At 62.9% G+C, this 23,877-nt stretch carries 23 protein-coding genes; 19 read left to right on the top strand and 4 right to left on the bottom strand.

Annotated elements, in window-relative coordinates; all coding sequences use genetic code 11:
- Nucleotides 1–332 precede the first annotated feature (332 nt).
- On the top strand, nt 333–1,697 hold the full coding sequence (locus tag AAA969_RS07360; protein WP_338245168.1) for a DEAD/DEAH box helicase: 1,365 nt from the start codon (nt 333–335) through the stop codon (nt 1,695–1,697).
- 87 nt (nt 1,698–1,784) lie between these two features.
- Here the strand turns inward: AAA969_RS07360 and AAA969_RS07355 are convergent, their stop codons facing one another.
- The 4 genes from AAA969_RS07355 to AAA969_RS07340 all read right to left on the bottom strand — a co-directional run bounded on the left by AAA969_RS07355 (nt 1,785) and on the right by AAA969_RS07340 (nt 5,261).
- On the bottom strand, nt 1,785–2,543 hold the full coding sequence (locus tag AAA969_RS07355) for an EAL domain-containing protein (RefSeq protein ID WP_338245166.1): 759 nt from the start codon (nt 2,541–2,543) through the stop codon (nt 1,785–1,787).
- 81 nt (nt 2,544–2,624) lie between these two features.
- A complete protein-coding gene (locus AAA969_RS07350; RefSeq protein WP_338245164.1) occupies nt 2,625–4,169 on the bottom strand; it encodes an AbgT family transporter in 1,545 nt (514 codons plus the stop codon).
- Nucleotides 4,170–4,271: 102 nt separating this feature from the next.
- Entirely contained in the window at nt 4,272–5,015 is a 744-nt protein-coding gene (locus tag AAA969_RS07345; protein WP_338245161.1) for a DUF599 domain-containing protein, read from the bottom strand.
- Nucleotides 5,016–5,132: 117 nt separating this feature from the next.
- Entirely contained in the window at nt 5,133–5,261 is a 129-nt protein-coding gene (locus tag AAA969_RS07340) for a hypothetical protein (protein WP_338245159.1), read from the bottom strand.
- 123 nt (nt 5,262–5,384) lie between these two features.
- On the opposite strand from AAA969_RS07340, the gene AAA969_RS07335 reads away from it, so the two are divergent.
- The 18 genes from AAA969_RS07335 (at nt 5,385) to AAA969_RS07250 (ending at nt 23,873) form a co-directional block, all read left to right on the top strand.
- Nucleotides 5,385–5,837: a hypothetical protein gene (locus AAA969_RS07335; protein WP_338245157.1), complete on the top strand. Its 453-nt coding sequence runs from the start codon at nt 5,385–5,387 to the stop codon at nt 5,835–5,837.
- Nucleotides 5,838–6,097: 260 nt separating this feature from the next.
- Nucleotides 6,098–6,466: an NADH-quinone oxidoreductase subunit A gene (locus tag AAA969_RS07330; protein ID WP_338245154.1), complete on the top strand. Its 369-nt coding sequence runs from the start codon at nt 6,098–6,100 to the stop codon at nt 6,464–6,466.
- Nucleotides 6,467–6,472: 6 nt separating this feature from the next.
- Nucleotides 6,473–7,039, top strand: coding sequence for a NuoB/complex I 20 kDa subunit family protein (locus tag AAA969_RS07325; RefSeq protein ID WP_011643295.1), 567 nt, complete (start codon nt 6,473–6,475; stop codon nt 7,037–7,039).
- 13 nt (nt 7,040–7,052) lie between these two features.
- A complete protein-coding gene (locus tag AAA969_RS07320) occupies nt 7,053–7,670 on the top strand; it encodes an NADH-quinone oxidoreductase subunit C (RefSeq protein ID WP_338245150.1) in 618 nt (205 codons plus the stop codon).
- Nucleotides 7,671–7,672: 2 nt separating this feature from the next.
- Nucleotides 7,673–8,881, top strand: a complete 1,209-nt coding sequence (locus AAA969_RS07315) for an NADH-quinone oxidoreductase subunit D (RefSeq protein ID WP_338245147.1) — start codon at nt 7,673–7,675, stop codon at nt 8,879–8,881.
- Nucleotides 8,878–9,561, top strand: coding sequence for an NADH-quinone oxidoreductase subunit NuoE (gene nuoE / locus AAA969_RS07310; protein WP_338245145.1), 684 nt, complete (start codon nt 8,878–8,880; stop codon nt 9,559–9,561). The genes AAA969_RS07315 and nuoE overlap by 4 nt, the downstream gene beginning before the upstream one ends.
- 3 nt (nt 9,562–9,564) lie before the next feature.
- The gene (gene nuoF, locus AAA969_RS07305; RefSeq protein ID WP_338245143.1) at nt 9,565–10,881 is read left to right on the top strand and encodes an NADH-quinone oxidoreductase subunit NuoF; all 1,317 of its coding nucleotides are present in this window, start codon (nt 9,565–9,567) and stop codon (nt 10,879–10,881) included.
- 12 nt (nt 10,882–10,893) lie between these two features.
- Nucleotides 10,894–12,981 carry an NADH-quinone oxidoreductase subunit NuoG gene (nuoG, locus tag AAA969_RS07300; RefSeq protein WP_338245141.1) on the top strand — a complete coding sequence of 696 codons (2,088 nt, stop codon included), beginning with the start codon at nt 10,894–10,896 and terminating at the stop codon, nt 12,979–12,981.
- Between the two features lie 3 nt (nt 12,982–12,984).
- Complete coding sequence (gene nuoH, locus AAA969_RS07295; protein ID WP_338245139.1) at nt 12,985–14,055, top strand: NADH-quinone oxidoreductase subunit NuoH; 1,071 nt, start codon at nt 12,985–12,987, stop codon at nt 14,053–14,055.
- A 3-nt stretch (nt 14,056–14,058) separates the two neighbouring features.
- On the top strand, nt 14,059–14,547 hold the full coding sequence (nuoI, locus tag AAA969_RS07290) for an NADH-quinone oxidoreductase subunit NuoI (RefSeq protein ID WP_338245136.1): 489 nt from the start codon (nt 14,059–14,061) through the stop codon (nt 14,545–14,547).
- Between the two features lie 44 nt (nt 14,548–14,591).
- Nucleotides 14,592–15,203 carry an NADH-quinone oxidoreductase subunit J gene (locus tag AAA969_RS07285; protein ID WP_338245135.1) on the top strand — a complete coding sequence of 204 codons (612 nt, stop codon included), beginning with the start codon at nt 14,592–14,594 and terminating at the stop codon, nt 15,201–15,203.
- Nucleotides 15,203–15,511, top strand: coding sequence for an NADH-quinone oxidoreductase subunit NuoK (gene nuoK / locus AAA969_RS07280; RefSeq protein WP_121210232.1), 309 nt, complete (start codon nt 15,203–15,205; stop codon nt 15,509–15,511). The genes AAA969_RS07285 and nuoK overlap by 1 nt, the downstream gene beginning before the upstream one ends.
- 6 nt (nt 15,512–15,517) lie before the next feature.
- A complete protein-coding gene (nuoL, locus tag AAA969_RS07275; RefSeq protein ID WP_338245133.1) occupies nt 15,518–17,698 on the top strand; it encodes an NADH-quinone oxidoreductase subunit L in 2,181 nt (726 codons plus the stop codon).
- Nucleotides 17,699–19,213, top strand: a complete 1,515-nt coding sequence (locus AAA969_RS07270; protein ID WP_338245131.1) for an NADH-quinone oxidoreductase subunit M — start codon at nt 17,699–17,701, stop codon at nt 19,211–19,213.
- Nucleotides 19,214–19,225: 12 nt separating this feature from the next.
- Nucleotides 19,226–20,668 (top strand): NADH-quinone oxidoreductase subunit NuoN, encoded by a 1,443-nt coding sequence (gene nuoN, locus AAA969_RS07265; RefSeq protein ID WP_338245129.1) that lies wholly within the window; start codon nt 19,226–19,228, stop codon nt 20,666–20,668.
- A gap of 4 nt (nt 20,669–20,672) precedes the next feature.
- Nucleotides 20,673–21,416, top strand: coding sequence for a biotin--[acetyl-CoA-carboxylase] ligase (locus AAA969_RS07260; protein WP_338245128.1), 744 nt, complete (start codon nt 20,673–20,675; stop codon nt 21,414–21,416).
- 10 nt (nt 21,417–21,426) lie between these two features.
- Entirely contained in the window at nt 21,427–22,206 is a 780-nt protein-coding gene (locus AAA969_RS07255) for a type III pantothenate kinase (RefSeq protein ID WP_338245126.1), read from the top strand.
- A gap of 47 nt (nt 22,207–22,253) precedes the next feature.
- Nucleotides 22,254–23,873 carry a ribonuclease J gene (locus AAA969_RS07250; protein WP_425325042.1) on the top strand — a complete coding sequence of 540 codons (1,620 nt, stop codon included), beginning with the start codon at nt 22,254–22,256 and terminating at the stop codon, nt 23,871–23,873.
- Nucleotides 23,874–23,877: the final 4 nt, after the last annotated feature.

The raw sequence follows: 23,877 nt of genomic DNA, 5'->3' as shown, positions 1-23,877 counted from the left end.
TGAACGGGCGCGGTGAACAGTGTTCACTTTCGCGCGGATCGGCATGGCCTGTCAATTCTTTCGCTTTGCTGCAGCCGCGAAATGATTTGCCTTCCCACTCGAAACGTGTGACACGGTCCCCACGGCACACCGCGTGTAGGTAACCCATTGGTTGCGAACGGGTGTCGTTGGCGAGACAGTCGACCCCAACGGGTCCGTATTGATCATTGCCACCGCGGCGCCAGGTTCGGCGCCAGATACTGGCAGCTGATCTACGCAAGCTTCCGCAAGAAAAACCCCAAGGATCGCGTCGCGCGCTTCGTCGTGCCCGATTCCCAAGAAAGATTTGTTATTTGACCCAGTTTACTGATCTCGGCCTGGCCGAGCCCATTCTTCGCGCATTGACCGATGAAGGCTATGAAAGCCCGACCCCGATCCAGAGCGAAGTGATCCCCGCAATGATCGAGGGCCGCGACGTCCTCGGTATCGCCCAGACGGGCACCGGCAAGACAGCTTCCTTCGTTCTGCCCATCCTGAATCGCATCATCGAAGAGAATCAGCGGCCGCAGCCGAAGACGTGCCGCGCCCTGATCCTGTCGCCGACGCGCGAACTCTCCGCCCAGATCCTCGAGAATGTCCGTGGCTATGGCCGCCACATGCGCATTTCCACGACCCTGGTCGTCGGTGGCGTGAAGCCGGGTCCGCAGATCCGCGCGTTGTCCAAGGGCGTCGACGTGCTCGTCGCAACCCCGGGCCGTCTGCTCGATCTGATGCAGTCCGGCGCTATCCGTCTCAACGAGACGCGGACCCTGATCCTCGACGAAGCCGACCAGATGCTGGATCTCGGCTTCTTTCCGGCCATCCGCAAGATTGTCGGCCATCTGCCGGCCAAGCGTCAGACCGCGCTGCTGTCGGCGACCATGCCGAAGCCGATCCGCGCCCTGGCGCATGAAATGCTGGACGATCCGAAGCAGGTCTCGGTGGCGCCGGCCTCGCGTCCGATCGAACGGATCGAACAGTCCGTGGTGCTGCTGCCCAAGGAGTCCAAGAAGGATCTCCTGCTCGAGCTGATGTCCGACCGCGCCGTCGAGCGCGCCATCGTCTTCTCGCGCACCAAGCACGGCGCCGACAAGATCAACCGCCACCTGGTCGATTACGGCCTCAAGTCAGCCGCCATCCACGGCAACAAGTCCCAGGCCCAGCGCATCAAGGCGCTGGATGGCTTCAAGACCGGCGCCGTGAAAATCCTTGTCGCGACCGACATTGCGGCGCGCGGTATCGATGTTGATGACGTGTCGCATGTCGTCAATCACGACCTGCCGAATATCCCGGAAGCCTATGTCCACCGCATTGGCCGGACGGCCCGGGCCGGCAAGTCCGGCGTTGCTGTCTCGATGTGCGAGCCGGGCGAGTACGAGTATCTGCGTGATATCGAACGTCTGACCGGACTCAATATCGAGCGCGTCTTCGTCGGTGATGAAGCCAAGTTCCTGGCCGAAGCGAAGAATGCCACGCCGGCGGCGTCGCAGAAGAAGCAGTCGCGTCCCTCCGGGAAGAAGCGTCCGTTCACGGCCGATGGTGGCGGGCGACCGCAAGGCCAGGCCCGCGGCCAGTCCGGTGCCCGCAATGCGGGTGGCAATGGTGGCGGTCACGGCGGCGGGTCGAAACGTCCCCGCAGGCGTGCCCGCACAGGGTCTGCTGCACCGCTGCGTGCCTGATCCTCGCCAGGCCTTAACCGGCTGCCCTGAAAGAAGCGTCGCACTCATCCTGCGGCGCTTTTTCATGTCCGGCAGGAAGGAAGGCCTTCAGGATTTCGCTGTCGCGGAAGAAGTCTCCAGCCGCGGCTGGCTGAACAGATAACCCTGGACCAGCGAAACTCCGGCATCACGCACAGCGCTCAGCTCGCCGACGGTTTCGATCCCTTCGGCGATGACCGTGATGCCGAGCTCCTCGCAGAGCCGGGCGGCATGACGAACGATCGCCTGGCGCTTCGGATCGGTGTCGAGGTCCCGGGTGAGATCCATGTCGAGCTTCACGTAGTCAGGCGTCAGATGCGCCAGCTTGTTGAGGCCGGAATAGCCGGCTCCGAAATCGTCGATGGCGGTGCGCAGACCGTGCCGCGCGTATTCCTCGATGATCCCGTTGAGCTTGTCGGACCCGGTCATGTCCTCGCCTTCGGTAAACTCGAAGATGATGCGATCGAGCGGGAAGCCGGTTTTCTCGGCAGCCCTCAGTGTCGTCCGAATGCAGTTGGCCGGCTCATAGACGGCGTTGGGCATGAAATTGATGCTGATCGAGGTCGGAACGTTGATCCGGCTGGCAGTTTCGATCGCGGTCACCCGGCATGTCTGGTCGAAATTGTAGCGGTTTTCTTCCGTGACCTGCGACAGGACATGACCAGCCCCTTCGCCCTTTACGCCTCGGACAAGGGCTTCGTGGGCGAAGACCCGGCCGGCCTCGATATCCACAATGGGCTGAAACGCCATGCGGATGCCGGATGCAAAACGGTTGTTACCCCGGCTACGGCACAGGTCACAGGCTGACTTCGACTCGCTATTGGCCATGCCCAAACGGCCCTCTTTTGCTGGACCGGCAGAGCACCATATCAGTGTTAATAGCGCTTGTTCACGTCCGGTAGCGTGGCGCTACCCGCCAGATGGCGGGGCGCTCACAGCAGCCGGTACCTCATAGGTGAAGCTCGCGTCGCCGGGGCCCAGAGGCAGGTCGAGGGCGAACCATACGAAGATCATCGCCAGCGACGACATCAGGATGGCCACCGAGTAGGGCAACATCACCGCGATCAGGCTGCCGAGCCCGAATTCGGGCACATAGCGCTGACAGAAGATCAGGATCAGCGGCAGGTACGGCATCAGCGGCGTGATGATATTGGTAGCCTGGTCGCCCATGCGGTAGGCGAGGGTGGTGCCTTCCGGGGAGATGCCGAGCAGCATCAGCATTGGCACGAAGACCGGCGCGAGCAGCGCCCACTTCGCCGAGGCGGAGCCCATGAACAGGTTCAGGACGGCGACCAGCAGGACCATGCCGACTATCAGGAGCGGCGCCGGAAGGTTCAGCGCCTGCAGGCCTTCAGCGCCCGAGATGGCCAGTACGGTGTCCATTTCAGAAGCGCCGAACAGCGAGATGAAATGGGCCATGGCGAAGGCCAGAATGATGTAGCCGCCCATGTCGGCCATCGACTTGGTGCCCAGCTCGACGACGTCCTTGTCGGATTTCACGCGCCCCACCGCGACTCCGTAGAGCGTGCCGGACACGAGAAAGGCGATCATCAGGATGGCGACGATGGACTGGAAGAACGGGCCCAGCCCACCGGTCGGGCTGCGCAGGATACCGTCGGACGGAATTGTCAGAAAAAGAACGATCGCGACGATTGCGAGAAGCGACAGGCCGGCCCAAAGCAGGCCCTTCTTTTCATTTGCGCTCAGCGAGCCGTCACCTTCCGGTGCCGCAAAGTCGGCAGGTCGTTGCCATTCACCGAGGCGCGGCTCGACGACATAATTATTTATGAGCGTGCCCACGAGCACGAGCACCGGCGTGAGGGCGATCGTGAAGTAGTAATTGTCCAGATTGTTGAGGGTCCAGTCCGGCTGGATGGTCTGGGCTGCACCTTGGGTAATCCCGAACAGGAGCGGCTCCAGCGCGGTGACGACGAGATTGGCCGAGAAGCCGGCCGAGACGCCGGCGAAGACGGCGGCGATCCCGGCGATCGGGTGCCGGCCCGCGGCCATGAAGACCACCGCGCCCAGCGGCACCATGACGATATAGCCGGAATCAACCGCCAAATTGCCCATCACCCCGGCGAAGACGAGGGCTGGCGTGAGCAGGAACTTGGGAACGTCTGCGACCATGACCCGAAGTCCGGCTGAAAGCAGGCCAGTTTTCTCGGCGATCCCGGCGCCGATCATCACGACCAGAACCATGCCGAGCGGGGCGAAGCCGGTCAGCACGCCCGGCATGCCAACCAGCAAGGCTTGCAACTGGGAACCGGTCAGGAGATTGACGACGGACACGGTATCGCCCGTGATCGGATGCTCGACGGAAGTCCCGAGACCGGACAGCGCCAGCGAGGCCAGCATCACCACGCCGATCAGGACGAGGAAGATCGTTACCGGGTCCGGCAGTTTGTTGCCGGCCTTCTCGACGGAATTGAGAATGGCTGATCCGATGTTCATGGCGAGCTCCCCCTTGTCAGAACGGGAAGAGTTTGAGCGCATTCGAAGCGTCCCGGCAATCCTCAACCGGTCAGGATTGTTCAGCTTTTGCGCTTTTTCCGCTCAAACTGGCCGATCGGGTGTCGCAATCCCCGTCTTGACCGGCATCGAGACGGCGTCCATCGCATCATCGCCGGCCGCGAGCGCGGCCAGGGCGGGCGAGAAGAACTGCCGCGACAGCAACAGCCCGGCCACCACCAGGGTCACACCGATCTGGGCGAGGGGACCAGCGATCCAGGCGAGATACCCGATCGACAGGAAGAGGGCGCGCAGCCCGCGATTGAATTGCCGTCCGGCGACAACATTCATGGCACCGGCGCGATAGGCGCCGCGCAGCGCCTCGCTGCTGGCATCATTGTCGCGTGCCACGTCCGGCGTCGCACCGAGCAGCATCGCCGAGTAGTTCACCAGCCGGTAGGCCCAGCCAAACTTGAAGAAGGCGTAGGCATAGATGACCAGCAGGCCCAGCGCCATGACCTCCCACTGGATACGCGAGGTGGTATCGAGGAAGGGGACATCGGCGACTGCCGTCATGACCGGGTCGAGGGCGGTGATGAGGGTGAAAGCGGCGCCTATGCCGAGCAGGGCGGTCGAGGCGAAGAAGGCGATCCCGTTCTGGAGGCCGGCGATGATCTGGCTGTCCATGATCCGAACCGACCGGCCCGCCATGTTCATCATCCACTGCTTGCGGTGTTCATCCATCCGGCGCGACAGCGTGTGCTTGGCCAATGGGCTATGGTCGACGAGCCAGGAGAAGGTGAAGGCAATCAGCGCGAAGCCGATAACGCCGTAATAGTTGTTAAGCATGCGCGGGACTCCGGTTGCGTGGCCATGCAGCCACGGCGCGGGTCATGACGCAAGTATCGGCGGGGCTCTCCGGCAGAGCCGCAGAGCGGATGATCAGCTTGTTGGCGCCGTGGGCTGTCAGCCCAGGCTGAAACCGAGCGAGAGGGCGAGCGCGATGATGGCGAGGACGATTGAGACGCCCAGTATCCACCGGACATGGTTGCCACTATTGGCTTGGCGAGCTTCATCGGTCGTCAGCTTGGTCATATCTGTCTCCCTTTTGGCTTGTACTAGTACGTGGCCCGGCCGGTGAAGATTTCAACCGCATGGGGGATGCGGTTGGGACCAGTCCCGCTGGCGCGGGCGGCTCGCATGGGCAGGATCACTGGCATGCAGACGCGCACTCCCACCTTGCTTCACCGCGCCCACTGGTATGTCCGGGCGACCTGGCCGCCCCTGATGCTGGCCGCGATCTGCGCGGTGTCGGCCCTGGCCCATGGATCGGCCTGGTGGATCGGGTTGTGGCTGCTGGGGACCCTGACGCTCGTGCTGGACAGTCGGGCACGGTATGGCGAGTTCCGTGAGCTGCGGCATTCTGTCCGGGTTGCGACCGGTCTCAGCGGCGAAGCGCTGGCCCGGTTCCGGGCTGCCCGATCTACCTGGTGCTCGCGCCGCGCTGCGCTCGCTGCCGCCCAGGCGGAGGGCTTCGGCGCTGAAGCTCGGGCGCTGGTTGCGAGCTGGGGGTACAAGCCCTGGAACGTCTTTCCGGACAGGGCCTTCTCCTCGCAATCGCCCTTTCTCCGGGTCGACTTCTGGCGTTCGGTGCTCGGCTTGCGTCGTTAGGGGCGGGAACGGCCCGCTTCGTTGCGCTGCTGCACTTGAAAGCGGTTCGCAACTGGCGGTGAGCGTATCGGGATGGCCTGACAGGCAACTGATGTCAGGCGGTCTTTAGCCCTTGCTCCGGGCGGCACTGCGCTCTAGCTTCCGCGCCAACTCGGGCAGGGGGTCCGATTGGCGTTTGCGATTCGCTTCGATGCGTGTCCTGCCAGCCGATACGCGACCTCCCGCGCCCAACCGGACGCTCTTCAAGGCGAGGCTTGGCGATGAACGCATTGCTTCTGGAATACCTGCCCATCCTGATTTTCTTTGCCATCGCCGCAGCGATCGGCATCGGCTTCATGGTGGCGGCTTTCGTGATTGCGCCGTCCCGGCCGGACCCTGAGAAGGTCTCGACTTATGAGTGCGGGTTCAACGCCTTCGACGACGCCCGCATGAAGTTCGACGTGCGATTCTATCTCGTCGCCATCCTCTTCATCATTTTCGATCTCGAGGTCGCTTTCCTGTTTCCGTGGGCAGTGACCCTTCGCGAGCATCTCGGCCAGTTCGAATTCTGGTCGATGATGGTCTTCCTCGGCATTCTGACCATCGGCTTTGTCTACGAGCTGAAAAAAGGCGCGCTGGATTGGGAGTAGTCCACAATGGCATCTGATCTCACCCCTCATGCCGGCATGGCCGGACGCGCAACCGTCCCCGGCTATGACCCGAAGAAACACGACCCGTTCTTTGACGGCGTCAGCGATGCGCTGGCCGACAAGGGATTCGTGGTCGCCGCGGCCGATGATCTGGTCACCTGGGCGCGTACCGGCTCGCTGATGTGGATGACCTTTGGCCTGGCCTGCTGCGCCGTTGAAATGATGCAGGCCTCGATGCCGCGCTACGACGTCGAACGCTTCGGCTTTGCGCCGCGGGCCTCCCCGCGCCAGTCGGACGTGATGATCGTTGCCGGCACCCTGACCAACAAGATGGCTCCGGCCCTGCGCAAAGTCTACGACCAGATGCCGGAGCCGCGCTACGTCATCTCGATGGGCTCGTGCGCCAATGGCGGCGGCTATTATCACTACTCGTACTCGGTCGTGCGTGGCTGCGACCGGATCGTTCCGGTGGATATCTACGTGCCGGGCTGCCCGCCGACCGCGGAAGCTCTGGTTTACGGCATTCTGCAATTGCAGAAGAAGATCCGCCGCGAAGGCTCGATCGAGCGCTAGGAGAGAACGGGAAATGAGCGAAGCCCTCAAGGTTCTCGGCGAGCATATTGCCAACGCCCAGGATGCCGCGGTGACCGGCTGGTCGATTGCCAATGGTGATCTGACGATCGAGATCCACCGCGACCGGATTGAAGACATGCTGACCTGGCTGCGCGATGAGCCGGCCTGCCGTTTCACGACGCTGATCGATATTTGTGGCGTCGATTATCCCGAGCGTGCCGAGCGCTTTGAGGTCGTCTATCACCTGCTGTCGATGCACCAGAATCACCGCATCCGCGTGAAGCTGTCGACCGACGAGGAAACGCCGGTTCCGACGGTGATCCCGGTCTATCCGGTGGCCAACTGGTTCGAGCGTGAAGCCTTCGACATGTACGGCATCGTCTTCGCCGACCATCCGGACCTGCGTCGCCTGCTGACCGATTACGGCTTTGAGGGGCATCCGCTGCGCAAGGACTTCCCGCTCACCGGCTATGTCGAGGTGCGCTGGGATGAAGAGCAGAAGCGGGTCGTCTACGAGCCGGTCGAGCTGGTCCAGGAATATCGCGACTTTGATTTCATGAGCCCGTGGGAAGGTGCCAAATACATCATCCCGGGTGATGAGAAGGCCCAAGATGGCCAGAAGGGTGGCTGAGCATGGCTGACGACCTGATCGAAACCGGCAAGGCCGAACGCAATTTCACCATCAATTTCGGTCCGCAACACCCGGCCGCGCACGGCGTGCTGCGCCTGGTGCTGGAGCTGGATGGCGAGGTCGTCGAGCGCGTTGACCCGCATATCGGCCTCCTGCACCGCGGCACCGAGAAGCTTCTCGAGCACAAGACCTATCTCCAGGGCATCGGCTATTTCGATCGCCTCGACTATGTCGCGCCGATGAATCAGGAGCACGCCTTCTGCCTCGCGGCCGAGCGTCTGGGCGGCATTGAAGTGCCCAAGCGCGGCCAGTATGTCCGCGTGCTCTATTGCGAGATCGGCCGTCTCCTCAGCCACCTGCTGAATGTAACGACCCAGGCCATGGACGTTGGCGCGCTGACGCCGCCGCTCTGGGGCTTTGAAGAGCGCGAAAAGCTGATGGTCTTCTATGAGCGGGCGTCCGGCTCGCGCATGCACGCCCATTACTTCCGGCCCGGCGGTGTCCACCAGGACCTGCCGACAAAGCTGGTCGAGGATATCCGCGCCTGGTGTGACCAGTTCCCGGGCAAGCTCGACGATATCGACAGCCTACTGACCGAGAACCGCATCTTCAAGCAGCGCAATGTCGATATCGGCATTGTCAGCAAGGAAGACGCCCTCGCCTGGGGCTTCTCCGGCGTGATGGTGCGCGGGTCCGGCATGGCCTGGGATCTGCGCCGCGCGCAGCCCTATGAAGTCTATGACGAGCTGAAGTTCGATATTCCGATCGGCAAGAATGGCGATTGCTATGATCGCTATCTCTGCCGCATGGAAGAGATGCGCGAGAGCGTGAAGATCATGATCCAGTGCTGTGACTGGCTCCTGAAGGAAGAGAATGCGGGCGAGGTGCTGGCCACCGACTCGAAGTTCTCGCCGCCGCGCCGCGCCGAGATGAAGCGCTCGATGGAAGCCCTGATCCAGCACTTCAAGCTTTACACCGAAGGCGTCCATGTCGACGAAGGCGAGATCTATGTGGCCGTCGAGGCGCCGAAGGGCGAGTTCGGCGTCTACCTGATCGCGGATGGCTCGAACAAGCCGTACCGCGTGAAGATCCGCGCCCCGGGCTTCGCCCACCTCGCCGCGATGGATTACATGAGCAAGGGCCACATGCTGGCCGACGTATCCGCGATCATCGGCTCGCTGGATGTCGTGTTCGGGGAGATCGACCGATGAGCGTTCGCCGTCTCGCGAAAGAGCAGCCGGAGAGCTTTGCCTTCAACAAGAAGAGCGAAGACGAGATCAAGTTCTGGCTCGCGAAATACCCCGATGCCAAAAAGGCGTCGGCGGTCATCCCGATGCTGTGGATTGCGCAGAAACAGGATGGCTGGGTCAGTGAACCCGCCATCCGCGAGATCGCGACCCGCCTCGAGATGCCCTATATCCGCGTCTACGAAGTCGCGACCTTCTACACCATGTTCAATCTCGAGCCGGTGGGTGAGCACCTGATCCAGGTCTGCGGCACCACGCCCTGCATGCTGCGCGGTTCGGACGCGCTGATCGAGGTTTGCAAGAGGCGCATCGGCAAGCAGCACGAGATTTCCGCCGACGGCAAGTTCACCTGGGTCGAGGTCGAGTGCATGGGCGCCTGCGCCAATGCCCCGATGTTCCAGCTCGCCAACGCCGATGGCGATCATTACATCGAGGATCTCGATGCGGAGAAGCTGGAAGCCCTGATGGACGATCTGGCCGCCGGCAAAAAGATCAAGTATGGCCCGCAATCGGACCGCAATGCGTCCGAGCCGCACGGCACCAAGGTGCTCACCGACGCGTCGCTCTATGATGGGTCGCGCGCCAAGAAGATCAAGCTGCCGAACGCTGCCCCCAAGGGCAAGTCGGCGAAGGCGGAGGGCTAATCCATGGCGACGCAACTCCTCCAGGACAAGGACCGGATCTTCACCAACCTGTTCGGGCATCACAGCCCGGATCTGGAAGGTGCCAAGCAGCGCGGCTGCTGGAACGGCACCAAGGAAATCCTTGAACAGGGCCGTGACTGGATCATCGAGCAGATGAAAGCCTCCGGCCTGCGTGGTCGTGGCGGCGCCGGTTTCCCGACCGGTCTGAAATGGTCCTTCATGCCCAAGGAAGTGGGCGCCCGCCCACATTATCTCGTCGTCAATGCCGACGAATCCGAGCCGGGCACCTGCAAGGACCGCGAGATCATGCGGCACGATCCGCACCTTCTCATCGAAGGCTGCCTGATCGCCTCATTCTCGATGCAGGCTCACGCCTGCTACATCTATCTGCGCGGCGAATACGTCACCGAACGCCTGGCGATGGAAAAAGCCGTCAAGGAGGCCTATGAGGCCAAGCTGATCGGTGATGACAACATCCATGGCTGGCCCTTCCACGTCTATATCCACCACGGAGCCGGCGCCTATATCTGCGGTGAAGAGACCGCCCTGCTGGAAAGTCTGGAAGGCAAGAAGGGGCAACCGCGCCTGAAGCCGCCATTCCCGGCCAATGCCGGCCTCTATGGCTGCCCGACCACGGTCAATAATGTCGAGTCGATCGCCGTTGCCGGCACCATCCTGCGCCGCGGCGCCGAATGGTTCGCCAGCTTCGGCCGCGAGCGCAATGTCGGCACCAAGATCTTCTCCATCTCCGGCCATGTGAACAATCCGTGCAATGTCGAAGAGGCGATGTCGATCCCGATGCGGACCCTCATCGAGACCCATGCCGGCGGCGTGCGCGGTGGCTGGGACAATCTCAAGGCGGTCATTCCGGGCGGCTCGTCGGTCTCGCTCCTGCCGAAAGACATTTGCGACGACGTGCTGATGGATTTTGACGCGCTCTCCGCGCACAAGTCGGGTCTTGGCACGGCTGCCGTCATCGTCATGGACAAGTCCACCGACGTGGTGAAGGCGATTGCCCGCATCTCCTACTTCTACCGTCACGAAAGCTGCGGCCAGTGCACGCCGTGCCGCGAAGGCACCGGCTGGATGTGGCGCGTGCTGGAGCGCATGTCGCGCGGCGAGAGCGAGATCGCCGAGATCGACATGCTGCTCGACGTCGCCGGCCAGGTCGAAGGTCACACGATCTGCGCCCTGGGTGACGCGGCCGCCTGGCCGGTCCAGGGCCTGATCCGCCATTTCCGGTCCGAGATCGAGGACCGCATCAACAATTACCGTGCCGGCAAGCCTGTCTTTGTCAGCCAAGCTGTAGCGGCCGAGTAGGGGCATCATCCAATGAGCGAAGATCTCCGCAAAATCATCATCGACGGCGAGGAAATCGAGGTTCCGAATTCCTATACGCTGTTGCAGGCGGCGGAAGCGGCAGGCCGGGAAATCCCGCGCTTTTGCTATCATGAGCGCCTGTCGGTCGCCGGTAATTGCCGGATGTGCCTGGTCGAGCTGGTCGGCGCGCCGAAACCGGCTGCCTCCTGCGCGATGAATGTGCGTGACATGCGCGGCGGACCGAATGGCGAGCCGCCGGCGATGAATACGCTGTCGCCCATGGTCAAGAAGGCCCGCGAAGGGGTGATGGAGTTCCTGCTCATCAACCACCCGCTCGATTGCCCGATCTGCGACCAGGGCGGTGAGTGCGACCTGCAGGACCAGTCGCTTGTCTATGGCCGCACCGGTTCCCGTTTCCCGGAGAACAAGCGCGCGGTCGAGGACAAGGAGATGGGCCCGATCATCGCCACCGAGATGACGCGCTGCATCCAGTGCACGCGCTGCGTTCGCTTCGTCACCGAAGTCGCCGGCGTGCCAGAGATCGGCATGATCGGTCGCGGCGAGGATGCCGAGATTACCACCTATCTGGAAAGCGCCGTGACGTCCGAGCTGTCGGGTAATGTCATCGATCTCTGCCCGGTCGGCGCGCTGACCTCCAAGCCCTACGCCTTTAACGCCCGCCCTTGGGAGCTGAAGAAGACCGAGACCATTGATGTGATGGATGCGGTCGGCTCGAACATCCGCGTCGATGCCCGTGGCGCTGCCGTGCTGCGTATCCTGCCGCGCATCCATGAGGGTGTGAACGAGGAGTGGATTTCCGACAAGACGCGCTACGCCTGGGAAGGCCTGGGCCGTCAGCGCCTCGACAAGCCCTATGTCCGCGAGAATGGCAAGCTGCGTCCGGCTGACTGGTCGGAAGCGCTCACCATCGCGGCTGACAAGCTGGGTGGCGACGCCGGCAAGATCGGCATGATCGCGGGTGATCTCTGCTCGGCCGAGGAAATGAAGGCCGCCAAGGATCTCGCCGACGCACTCGGCGTGACCTCCATCGATTGTCGGCAGGATGGTGCCAAGGTCGGAAACGGCGCGCGCGAGGATTATCTCTTCAACGCGACCATCGCCGGGATCGAGGAGGCCGATGCCATCCTCATCGTCGGTGCCAATCCGCGGACCGAAGCGGCCATTATCAACGCCCGCATTCGCAAAACCTGGCTGCACAATGATACCCAGGTCGGCCTGATTGGCGAAGCGGTTGACCTGACCTACCCGTATGAGCATGTCGGCACGTCCGCCGATGTCCTTGCCGGTCTCAAGAAGAAGCGCTCCGGCTTCATCAAGACGCTGAAGGACGCCAAGCGCCCCCTGATCCTCGTCGGGTCCGGTGCCCTGACCCGCGCCGATGGCGCCCAGGTCCTGCGCGCAGCCGGCGAGCTGGCCGATGCCGTCGGGGCTGTCAGCGCCGAGTGGAATGGTCTCTCCATCCTGCACACGGCCGCCAGCCGGGTCGCCGGTCTTGATCTCGGCTTCCTGCCGGGTGAGGGCGGGCATGATGTGGCCGGCATGCAGTCGACCGCGCTCGACACCGTCGTCCTGCTGGGCGCCGACGAGCTCGACATGGACAAGTTCGGCGACGCCTTCGTGATTTATGTCGGCAGCCATGGCGATGCCGGTGCCCACCGCGCCGACCTCATCCTGCCGGGCGCCGCCTGGACCGAACAGGACGGCATCTTCGCCAATACCGAGGGCCGGGTTCAGCTCGCCTATCGCGCGACCTTCCCGAAGGGCGAGGCGAAGGAAAACTGGGCCATCTTCCGCGCCCTGTCCGAGCGTCTCGGCAAGACCTTGCCGTACAATAACCTCACCGAACTGCGTCACAAACTGTTCGCCGATGTTCCCGTCCTGGCGGGAATCGATCACGCACCGGGCGCAGGTGAGGGTTATGACGCATCGGCTGCCGGTGCGGCCGGCGATGTCGAGGCCACGGACTTTGTCCCGGCTGTGGGCAATTTCTACTTCACCAACCCGATCGTGCGGGCGTCCAAGACGCTGGCGGAATGCTCCGCCCTCGCGTCCGGTCCGGCCCAGATGGCTGCGGAGTAAGCGATGACGGATTTCATCGAACAATTCGGTGTCTGGGGCGGGCTTGGATTGGCCGTGGCCCAGATTCTGGCATTCGCGATTGTCCTGCTGATCTCGCTGGCCTTCCTGCTGCTGATGGACCGCAAGGTCTGGGCGGCGGTGCAGATGCGCAAGGGACCGAACGTGGTTGGCGCGTTCGGCCTGCTGCAGTCCTTCGCCGACTTCTTCAAATTCGTCTTCAAGGAAGTCGTGATCCCGGCCGGAGCGGATCGGACACTCTACCTGCTGGCTCCGCTGATCACGCTGATCCTCGCTTTCGTGACCTGGGCCGTGGTGCCGGCCGCGCCGGGCTGGGTGATTGCCGACCTCAATGTCGGCATTCTCTACCTGTTCGCGATGTCGAGTCTGGGTGTTTACGGCATCATCATTGGCGGCTGGGCCTCGAACTCGAAATATCCCTTCCTCGGCGCGCTGCGCTCGGCCGCCCAGATGGTCTCTTACGAGGTCTCGATCGGCTTCATCATCGTGACCGTTCTGCTGTTTGCCGGCTCGATGAACCTGTCCACCATCATCGAGATGCAGGGCGGCGGCTTCTGGAACTGGAACGTGTTGTCTTTCCACGCCTGGCCGATGCCGATGTTCCTGGTCATGATCCCGATGACGGTGATGTTCTTCATCTCCGCCCTGGCCGAGACCAACCGCCCGCCCTTCGACCTTCCCGAAGCCGAGTCCGAACTCGTCGCCGGTTACCAGGTCGAGTATTCCTCGACGCCCTACCTGCTCTTCATGGTCGGCGAGTATCTCAATATCGTGCTGATGTGCGCGATGACGGCGATCCTCTTCTTCGGTGGCTGGAATGATCCGTTCGGACTGGACGTGTCCGGCTGGCCCTACCTGGCCTCGCATGCCTGGTACTTCTTCTGGTTCGCCGCCAAGATCGTCTTCTTCTTCTTCATGTTCGCGATGGTGAAGGCCCTGGTGCCGCGCTACCGCTACGACCAGCTGATGCGGCTGGGCTGGAAGATCTTCCTGCCCATCTCCCTGGTCGCGGTGGCGCTGGTCGGTGCTTCCGTCGTTTACGGACCTCAGGGGTAAGTCATGGGCCGAATTCAACAAGCCTTTCGCGGCGCGCTGCTGATGGATTTCTGGTCCGCCTTCGGACTGGGCATGCGGTATTTCTTCGCCAAGAAAGCGACGATTAACTACCCGTTCGAGAAGGGTCCGCTCAGCCCGCGTTTCCGCGGTCAGCACGCCCTGCGCCGCTATGCCAATGGCGAGGAGCGCTGCATCGCCTGCAAGCTCTGTGAAGCCATCTGCCCGGCTCAGGCGATCACGATCGAGGCCGAGCCGCGGGTTGACGGATCGCGCCGCACGACGCGCTACGACATCGACATGACCAAGTGCATCTATTGTGGCTATTGCCAGGAAGCATGCCCGGTCGATGCCATCGTGGAAGGCCCGAATTTCGAGTTCGCCGCCGAAACCCGCGAAGAACTTTTCTACGACAAGGCAAAACTGCTCGAGAACGGCGATCGCTGGGAACGGGAAATTGCCAAGAACCTGGAACTTGACGCGCCTTACCGCTGATGCGGTGGACGTGTCTGGGACGCATTTGAGAGGACGAGGGCACCATGCTCGCTAACCTGGCTTTCTGGGCCTTTTCCGGAGTGGCGATCTTTTCGGCCTTGATGGTCGTGATTGCGCGCAACCCGGTGCGGTCAGTCTTGTTCCTGATCCTGGCCTTCTTCTCGGCGGCGGGGCTTTTCGTGCTGCTCGGCGCCGAATTCCTGGCGATGCTGCTGATCGTTGTCTATGTCGGCGCGGTCGCGGTGCTGTTCCTCTTCGTGGTGATGATGCTGGACGTTGACTTCACCGAGCTGAAGCAAGGCTTCCTGAGCTATCTGCCGCTGGGCGGGCTGGTCGCCATCATCCTCGCGGTCGAGCTGGGCATGATCGGCATGACCTGGCAGGCCTCCGAGCAGGCGATGGCGCTGCGTGACGCGGCCATGCCCGAAGGCCTGACCAATGTCGAAGCGCTCGGGCTCGTGATCTACGACCAGTATGTCTACTTCTTCCAGGCCGCGGGCCTTGTGCTTTTGGTCGCCATGATCGGCGCCATCGTGCTGACCCTGCGCCACAAGCCGGGTGTGCGTCGCCAGAGCGTCAGCGCCCAGGTTGGTCGTGACCGCAAGGACGCGATCAGCATGCATGATATCAAGCCGGGACAGGGGATCGGGGAATGATGGACGTCGGACTGGGACATTATCTCGCCGTCGCCGGTGTGCTCTTCACCATTGGCGTCTTCGGCATTTTCGTGAACCGCAAGAATGTCATCATCCTGTTGATGTCGGTCGAGCTCATCCTGCTCTCCGTCAACATCAACCTGGTGGCCTTCTCGGCCTTCCTCGGCGATCTCGCCGGGCAGGTCTTCGCACTTTTCGTCCTGACTGTGGCGGCCGCGGAAGCGGCGGTCGGTCTGGCCATTCTCGTCGTCTACTTCCGCAACCGGGGTGATATCTCGGTTGAGGGCGTCAACCTGATGAAGGGCTAGGGGATCATGGCACCCATTATCGTCTTCGGGCCGCTCCTCGCATCGGCCTTTGCCGGCCTTCTCGGCAATCATGTCGGACACCGCACGGCCCAGGTGGTGACAACGGCCTCGGTGCTGCTGTCCTTCGTCCTCTCGGTCATCGTCTTCTTCGACGTGACCTATGGCGGCAATGCCCAGACCATCCACCTCGCGACCTGGATGAGCGTCGGCGCGTTCGACGTGTCCTGGGCGATCAAGCTGGACAGCCTGTCCGCGGTGATGCTGGTCGTGGTGACCTCGGTCTCCTCGCTCGTGCACATCTATTCCTGGGGCTATATGGAGCACGACCCGCACAAGGCGCGCTTCTTCTCCTACCTGTCGCTCTTCACCTTCGCGATGCTGTCGCTGGTGACCGCCGACAACTTCCTCCAGCTCTTCTTCGGCTGGGAAGGCGTGGGACTGGCCTCCTATCTGCTGATCGGCTTCTGGTACAAGAAGAAGTCCGCCAATGACGCTGCCATCAAGGCTTTCGTGACCAACCGGGTCGGCGATTTCGGCTTTGCCCTCGGCATCATGGCGATTTTCCATGTCTTCGGGTCGGTGACCTTCGACGACGTGTTCGCGGCTGTGCCTGATCACGCCGACGCGGTGCTGGCCTTTGCCGGCATGGAGTTCAACGCGATCGAGCTGATCGCCTTCCTCCTCTTCATCGGGGCGATGGGCAAGTCGGCGCAATTCTTCCTGCACGTCTGGCTGCCGGACGCGATGGAAGGCCCGACGCCGGTCTCCGCCCTGATCCACGCTGCGACCATGGTCACGGCCGGTGTCTTCCTGGTCTGCCGCGCTTTCCCGATCTTCGAGAATGCCGAGGCGGCTTCGGCCTTTGTGACCGTGATCGGTGCGACCACAGCATTGTTCGCGGCGACGGTCGGCATGGCCCAGAACGATATCAAGCGCGTGGTCGCCTATTCGACCTGTTCGCAGCTTGGCTACATGTTCTTCGCTGCCGGCCTCGGCCTCTATGGCGCCGCCATGTTCCACCTGTTCACGCACGCCTTCTTCAAGGCGCTCTTGTTCCTCGGCTCCGGCGCGGTGATCCACGGCGTCCATGACGAGCAGGACATGCGCAAGATGGGCGGCCTGTACAAGATGATGCCGATGACGTGGCTGATGATGATCATCGGCACGGTAGCGCTGACCGGGGTCGGCTTCTCCTTCGGCCTGCTCGGTCTTCTGCCTTGGGATCTCGGCTTTGCCGGCTTCTTCTCGAAGGATGCCATCATCGAGGGCGCCTTCATGGCTGGCCGCGAAGGTGTCTTCTTCGGTATCCCGGCCTTCTGGATCGGTGTGGTCGCAGCGCTGCTGACGAGCTTCTACTCCTGGCGCCTGATCTTCATGACCTTCCACGGCAAGTTCCGCGGTCCCAAGGATGTGTATGATCACGCGCATGATCCGAAGTTCGCCATGGCGATGCCGCTGGTGGTGCTGGCCATTGGTGCGGTCTTTGCCGGTGGCGTCTTCAAGAAGGACTTCATTGGCGACAATGCCGGACACTTCTGGCATGGCGCGGTTCCGGCCGCATCGCATGGTCCGGCTGTGGCGGGCGATTATGGCGCTGCCGTTGATCATGGCGAGACGGGCGATTATGCCGCCGCGGGCGACCATGGCGAGGGTTATGCCGCCGATGGTGACCATGCCGCGACCGTCGACACGCATGGCGAAGACGCCGGGCATGCTGGCGAGACGGCTTATGCGGCAGCCGGTGACGGTCATGGTGAGGCGGCCTATGACGATCATGGCGGCGGGCACCACCCGCCGACCTGGGTGATCCTGTCGCCCTTCATCGCGACCGTGTTCGGCTTCCTGCTGGCGATCTGGTTCTACCTGATCAATGAAGGCATGGGCGCCCGGATCGCGGCCCGCGGAGGTCCGCTGCACTCCTTCCTCTACAACAAGTGGTATGTGGACGAGATCTATCACTTCGTCTTCGTCCGCGGCGCCAAGGCACTCGGTGACCTGTTCTGGAAGATCGGGGACGTGAAGCTGATCGACGGGCTCGGTCCCAATGGCGTCGCCGGTACGACACTGGCCGCGGCCCGCCGTCTGGCCAAGGGCCAGTCCGGTTTCCTCTATCACTACGCATTCGTCATGCTGATCGGTGTTCTGGGCTTCTCGCTCTGGATCCTGATCGGGCAAGGGGGTCTTTAAATGTTCGGCGAATTTGAAGCCTTCCTGTCGATCCTGACCTTTGTCCCGGCGCTCGGGGCCCTGGTTATCGCGATCTTCCGCTTCACCGCCCGGTCCGAAGACCAGGGTCTGATCGACCGCAATTCGCGGTGGGTCGCCTGGCTGGCGACCATGGTGACGCTCGGCATGTCGATCCTGCTGGTGGCCAATTTCGATACCAGTGTGACCGGCTTCCAGTTCGTCCATGAGGTGACGTGGCTGGAGCAGATCGGTCTGGGTTACCGCATGGGTGTCGACGGCCTGTCGGTGCTCTTCGTCCTGCTGACCGCTTTCCTGATGCCGCTCTGCATCATGGCGTCGGGCTCGATCAAGAACCGCGTCGCGGACTACATGATCGCTTTCCTGCTGCTGGAAACCCTGGTGATCGGCGTCTTCTGCGCGCTCGACATCGTGGTCTTCTACATCTTCTTCGAAGGTGGGCTGATCCCGATGTTCATCATCATCGGCGTCTGGGGCGGCCAGAACCGCGTCTATGCCGCGTTCAAGTTCTTCCTCTACACCCTGCTCGGCTCGGTGCTGATGCTGGTCGCGATGATCGCGATGTTCCTGCAGGCCGGCACGACCGACATCACGGTGCTGCTGGAGACCGAGTTTGCGCGCGATGTGCAGATGTGGATGTGGCTGGCCTTCTTTGCCTCGTTCGCGGTGAAGATGCCGATGTGGCCGGTCCATACCTGGTTGCCCGACGCGCACGTGCAGGCGCCGACCGCCGGTTCGGTGATCCTCGCCGGTGTGCTCCTTAAGCTCGGCGGTTACGGCTTCCTGCGCTTCTCCCTGCCGATGTTCCCGGAGGCGAGCGCCTATTTCGCGCCGATGGTCTTCGCGCTCTCGATCATTGCGATCATCTACACCTCCCTGGTCGCCTTCCGTCAGACCGACATCAAGAAGCTGATCGCCTATTCCTCGGTCGCCCACATGGGCTTCGTGACGATGGGCCTGTTCGCGATGAACGAGACGGGCGTGCAGGGCGCGATCTTCCAGATGATTTCGCATGGTGTGATCTCCGGCGCGCTCTTCCTGTGCGTCGGCGTGATCTACGACCGCATGCATACCCGCGAGATTGCCTTCTATGGTGGCCTCGTGCACCGCATGCCGGTGTTCGCTGCGATCTTCGGCCTGTTCGCGATGGCCAATGTCGGCCTGCCGGGCACGTCCGGCTTCGTCGGCGAGATCATGACCATGGTCGGGGCCTTCCAGGTCAGCTGGTGGATCGCCACCGGTGCGGCGGTCGGCGTCATCCTGTCGGCCATGTACATGCTGACCGTCTATCGCGATGTCGTGTTCGGCGAGATGACCAATCCCAAGCTCGAGACCATCACCGATCTCAACCGGATGGAGTGGCTGATCTTCATTCCGCTGATCATCGGTGCGCTCGTGCTCGGCGTGTTCTCGACCCTGATCACGGATGTCACCGCCACCGCGGTCGGCCATCTGATTTCCAATTACGATGCGGCGCTTGCCGCATCCGCCCAGTAGGAGAAGCCAGCCATGACGGCCGACATGCTTTCCCAGGATTTGTCGCTTCTCATTCCCGAGCTGGTGCTGGCGTGTGGCGCCATGGCCATGCTGATGCTCGGCGTTTTCCTGACGGGCGCGGGGACCACACGGCTGGTCCAGTGGCTGACCATCGCTCTGCTGGTGGCTGCCGGTCTCGCGGCCCTGCTTCTGGTTCCCGGCGAAGGCACGGCCTTCAATGACAGCTTTGTCTATGACAGCCTGGCCCGCTTCTCGAAGACCGCGATCGCCCTGGTCGCGGCCATCGCGATGCTGCTTGCCATGCCGTATCTGGAAGCGGAAAAGCTCGGCAAGATCGAATACCCGGTCCTGGTCGGACTGGCCGTCACCGGCATGCTGATGATGGTCTCCGCCAACGACCTCATTGCCATGTATATGGGCATCGAGTTGATGTCGCTGGCCCTCTATGTGCTGGCCGCCTTCAACCGCGACAGCCTGCGGGCCTCGGAAGCCGGCCTGAAGTATTTCGTGCTCGGTGCGCTGTCCTCGGGTCTGCTGCTTTACGGCGCGTCGCTGGTCTATGGCTTTGCTGGTTCGACCGGGTTCTCCGATATCGCCCTGGCCGTCGAGAGCGGCAGCAATGTCGGCCTGACGGTGGGTCTGGTCTTTGTGATCTGCGGCCTGGCCTTCAAGGTCTCGGCCGCTCCCTTCCACATGTGGACGCCGGACGTTTATGAGGGCGCTCCGACCCCGGTCACCGCCTTCTTTGCGACCGCCCCCAAATTCGCCGCGATCGTGCTGCTGGCGCGGGTCCTGATGGAGCCCTTCGGCGCCGTGGTCGACCAGTGGCGTGACGTGATCTGGATGATCGCTGTCCTGTCGATGGGCATCGGGGCTTTCGGCGCCCTGACCCAGCAGAACATCAAGCGTCTGATGGCTTACTCCTCGATCGGCAATATGGGCTATGCGCTGGTGGCCGTTGCGGCGGCCAGCCAGACGGGGCTGTGGGCGCTGCTGGTCTTCATGTCGCTCTACATGGTCGGCGTGATCGGCTCTTTCGCCGGCATCCTGTCGATGCGCACCCGTGAAGGCATGGTCGAGCAGATTTCCGATCTGGCCGGCCTGGCCCAGAAGAACCCGGGTCTCGGCTGGTCGATGACGGCGCTGATGTTCTCGATCGGGGGGCTGCCCTTCATGGTCGGTTTCTTCGGCAAGTTCTTCGTCGTCTTTGCCGCGGTCCAGGCCGATCTGATGATCCTCGCTGTCCTCGCGGTGCTCTTCTCGGTGGTGGGCGCGGCCTATTATCTGCGCATTGTGAAGGTGATCTGGTTCGACACCTCGGAAGTCGAGTTCGTGCCGGCTGCGGCCAGCACTTACTGGGTTGCCCGCATTGCCGGTCTGGCCACGGTGCTGCTGCTGCCCGTGCTCGGCTGGCTGGTCTTCCGGGCCTATTCGGTCGGGCTGTCGCTGACCTAGCGTCTTGCCGGATATCCAGCCCCGAATTGAGTGGGTCGAGGAAACAGGCTCGACCAATGCCGATATCCGTGACCGGGCCGCTGCCGGCGAGCGCGGCCCGCTCTGGCTCGCGGCCCGTCGCCAGACCGCCGGTCGCGGCCGTCGCGGGCGGGTCTGGAGCGGTCATGGCGGCAATCTCTTTGCCACCGGCCTCTACACCTTTCAGTGCGAACCGGCGCGAGCCGCCGAGCTGTCCTTCGCGGCGGCGCTGGCGGTCGCTGCGGTCTGTGACAGTGCGACACGCGATCCGGCGCTGACCCGCCTGAAATGGCCGAATGATGCGCTTGTCGGCGGCCGCAAGGTGGCTGGCATCCTGCTCGAGAGTGGTGCCGCGCCGGGCGGTGGACTTTGGCTGGCGATCGGTATCGGCATCAATCTCGCGGAAGCGCCCGACGACGCCGAGCGGCCGGCGACGGCACTCGCCCGGCATGGCCGGTCCCTGGCTCCTGAAGACGCGCTGGTGACCCTGATTACCGCCTTCGAGCGCGAGCGGGAGGACTGGCATCTCGGTGGCTTTGGCCCGATCCGTGATCGCTGGCTGACCCGTGCCCATGGCCTCGGGCAGCGCTGCGAGGCACGGCTGGAAAACGAGACCGTGTCCGGCACCTTCGCCGACCTTGGACCCGATGGCGCACTGCGTCTGGACTTGGTCGGCGGCGGACGACGGTATATCTCCGCAGGAGACGTGTTTTTCCCCGACAGGGGCTGAAAGGAACGCCATGCTGCTCGCGATCGACTGCGGCAACACCAATACGCTGTTTGCCATTCATGACGGGACCGACTGGGTCGCCCAGTGGCGCTCGGGGACCGACTCGACGCGGACCGCCGACGAGCATGCGGTCTGGCTGTCCCAGCTGATGGCCCTGCAGGGCCGCTCCTTCAGCGATATCACCGATTGCGTGATCTCGACCGTGGTGCCGCAGGCGCTGTTCAATCTGCGCAACCTGTCGCGCCGCTATTTCAAGACCGAGCCGGTGATCGTCGGCGAACCGGGTGTGCGCATGGATATCGAGGTCCGTCTCGATCGTCCCCAGGACGCCGGTGCCGACCGCCTGGTCAATGCCCTTGGCGCGCGCGCGGTCTATGATGGCGCGCTGATCATCATTGATAGCGGCACCGCGACGACCTTTGACGTGATCGCGGCCGATGGCGCCTTTGAGGGCGGGATCATCGCACCGGGTATCAACCTCTCCATGCAGGCCCTGCACAGCGCGGCGGCCAAGCTGCCGCGGGTTGCCATCGCCAAGCCGGCGCGGGTGATGGGCAAGGATACCGTCTCGGCGATGCAGTCGGGCGTGTTCTGGGGTTATATCGATCTGATTGACGGGCTGGTCCATCGGCTCAAGACCGAGTACGCCCAACCCATGACCGTGGTCGCGACGGGCGGTGTCGTCTCGCTGTTTGACGGCGCCTCCAAGGCGATCGACCACTATGACGCGGATCTGACCATTCGCGGCCTTCTCGAAGTCTGGAAACTCAATGGCGGTAGCAATACGTGACCGATAGCCTCTATTTCCTGCCGCTTGGCGGATCCGATGAAATCGGCATGAATCTCAATCTCTACGGCTATGGGCCGGAGGGAAGGCAGAAGTGGATCATCGTCGATTGCGGTGTGACTTTCGGCAATCTGACCACGCCGGGCGTTGATCTCATCATGCCCGACCCGCGCTTTATCGAGGAGCGCCGGGACGATTTGATCGGCATGGTGCTGACCCATGCCCACGAAGATCACATGGGCGCCGTGGCGCATCTCTGGCGGCGGCTGAAATGTCCGATCTGGGCGACACCCTTCACCGCCTGGCTGGTCCGTGACCGGTTGCGCGAATACGGTCTGCTGGATGAGGTGGAGCTGCACGAAATTGCGCTCGACAGCCGCTTCCAGCTCGGTCCGTTCGACCTGCAGATGGTCACCCTGACGCACTCCATCCCGGAACCCAATGGCATCGCCATCCGGACGCCGGCCGGCATGGTGCTGCATACGGGCGACTGGAAGATCGATCCCGCCCCGATGATCGGTGAGGCGACCGATATCGATGCCATCACCGCAATCGGCGACGAGGGTGTGCTGGCGATGATCTGCGACAGCACAAACGTGTTCACGCCGGGCGAGAGTGGCTCCGAGGGGGATGTCCGCGACGAGCTGATCAAGGTGGTCAGCGAGTGCAAGACCGGCAAGGTCGCCATCGCCGCCTTCGCGTCAAATGTCGCGCGCCTGCAATCCGCCATCCAGGCGGCCGAGGCCAATGGCCGCCGGGTCTGCCTGGTCGGCCGGTCGATGCACCGCATGACCGCGGCGGCCAAGGCCGTTGGCCTGCTCCAGGACGTCCAGGACTTTGTCGGCGAGGAGGAGGCTGCCTTCTTCCCGGCCGAGAAAATCCTCTACCTGTGCACCGGCTCTCAAGGCGAGCCACGCGCAGCGCTGTCGCGGATTGCTGCCGGCAATCACCGCAATGTGACCCTCGGCAATGAGGACACGGTGATCTTCTCGAGCCGCGTCATTCCGGGCAATGAGCTGGGCATTTTCGAGCTGCAGAACCAGCTCGCCGAGCGCGGGGTCCATATTCTCACCGAGAAGAACCGGCCGATCCACGTCTCCGGCCATCCATGCCGCGACGAGCTGGCGCAGATGTATGCCTGGGCCAAGCCGAAAGTGGCGATCCCGGTGCATGGCGAACGCCGTCACCTGCTCGAGCACGCCGCCTATGCCCGCGAGCTGCAAGTGCCGCACACGGTGTCGGTCCGCAATGGCGACATGGTCCAGATCCGCTCCGATGGCAGCGCCTCGATTGTCGATGAAGTGCCGTCCGGCCGGCTGCATGTCGACGGCAATTTCATGGTCGACTCCAATGCCAACTCGATCCGCGAGCGGCGCAAGCTGGCGCATGCCGGACAGGTCACCCTGTCGCTGGCCGTGAGCGAGAAGGGCGAGATCGTGTCGGGACCGGAAGTGCGCTTCCAGGGCGTGCCGGAAGATGCCGAGACCTCGCTGGATGATTTCGCCGATGCCCTGGCTGACGAGGCCGAGCGGGCCTTTGGTCGCATGTCCAAGCGCGACCGCCGCGATGTAGAACTGGCCGAGGAAGAAATCCGGCGGGCGGTCCGCCGCGAGGCCGGGCGGATCTGGGGCAAGAAGCCCTGGGTCGAGATCATGATGCTGGAAGTCTGACACG

The organism is Maricaulis maris, assembly GCF_036322705.1.
In the GTDB taxonomy this organism is placed as follows: Bacteria; Pseudomonadota; Alphaproteobacteria; order Caulobacterales; family Maricaulaceae; genus Maricaulis; species Maricaulis maris_B.
The sequence above is the reverse complement of the archived record's forward strand: the minus strand, read 5'-3'. Positions and strand labels throughout refer to the sequence as shown.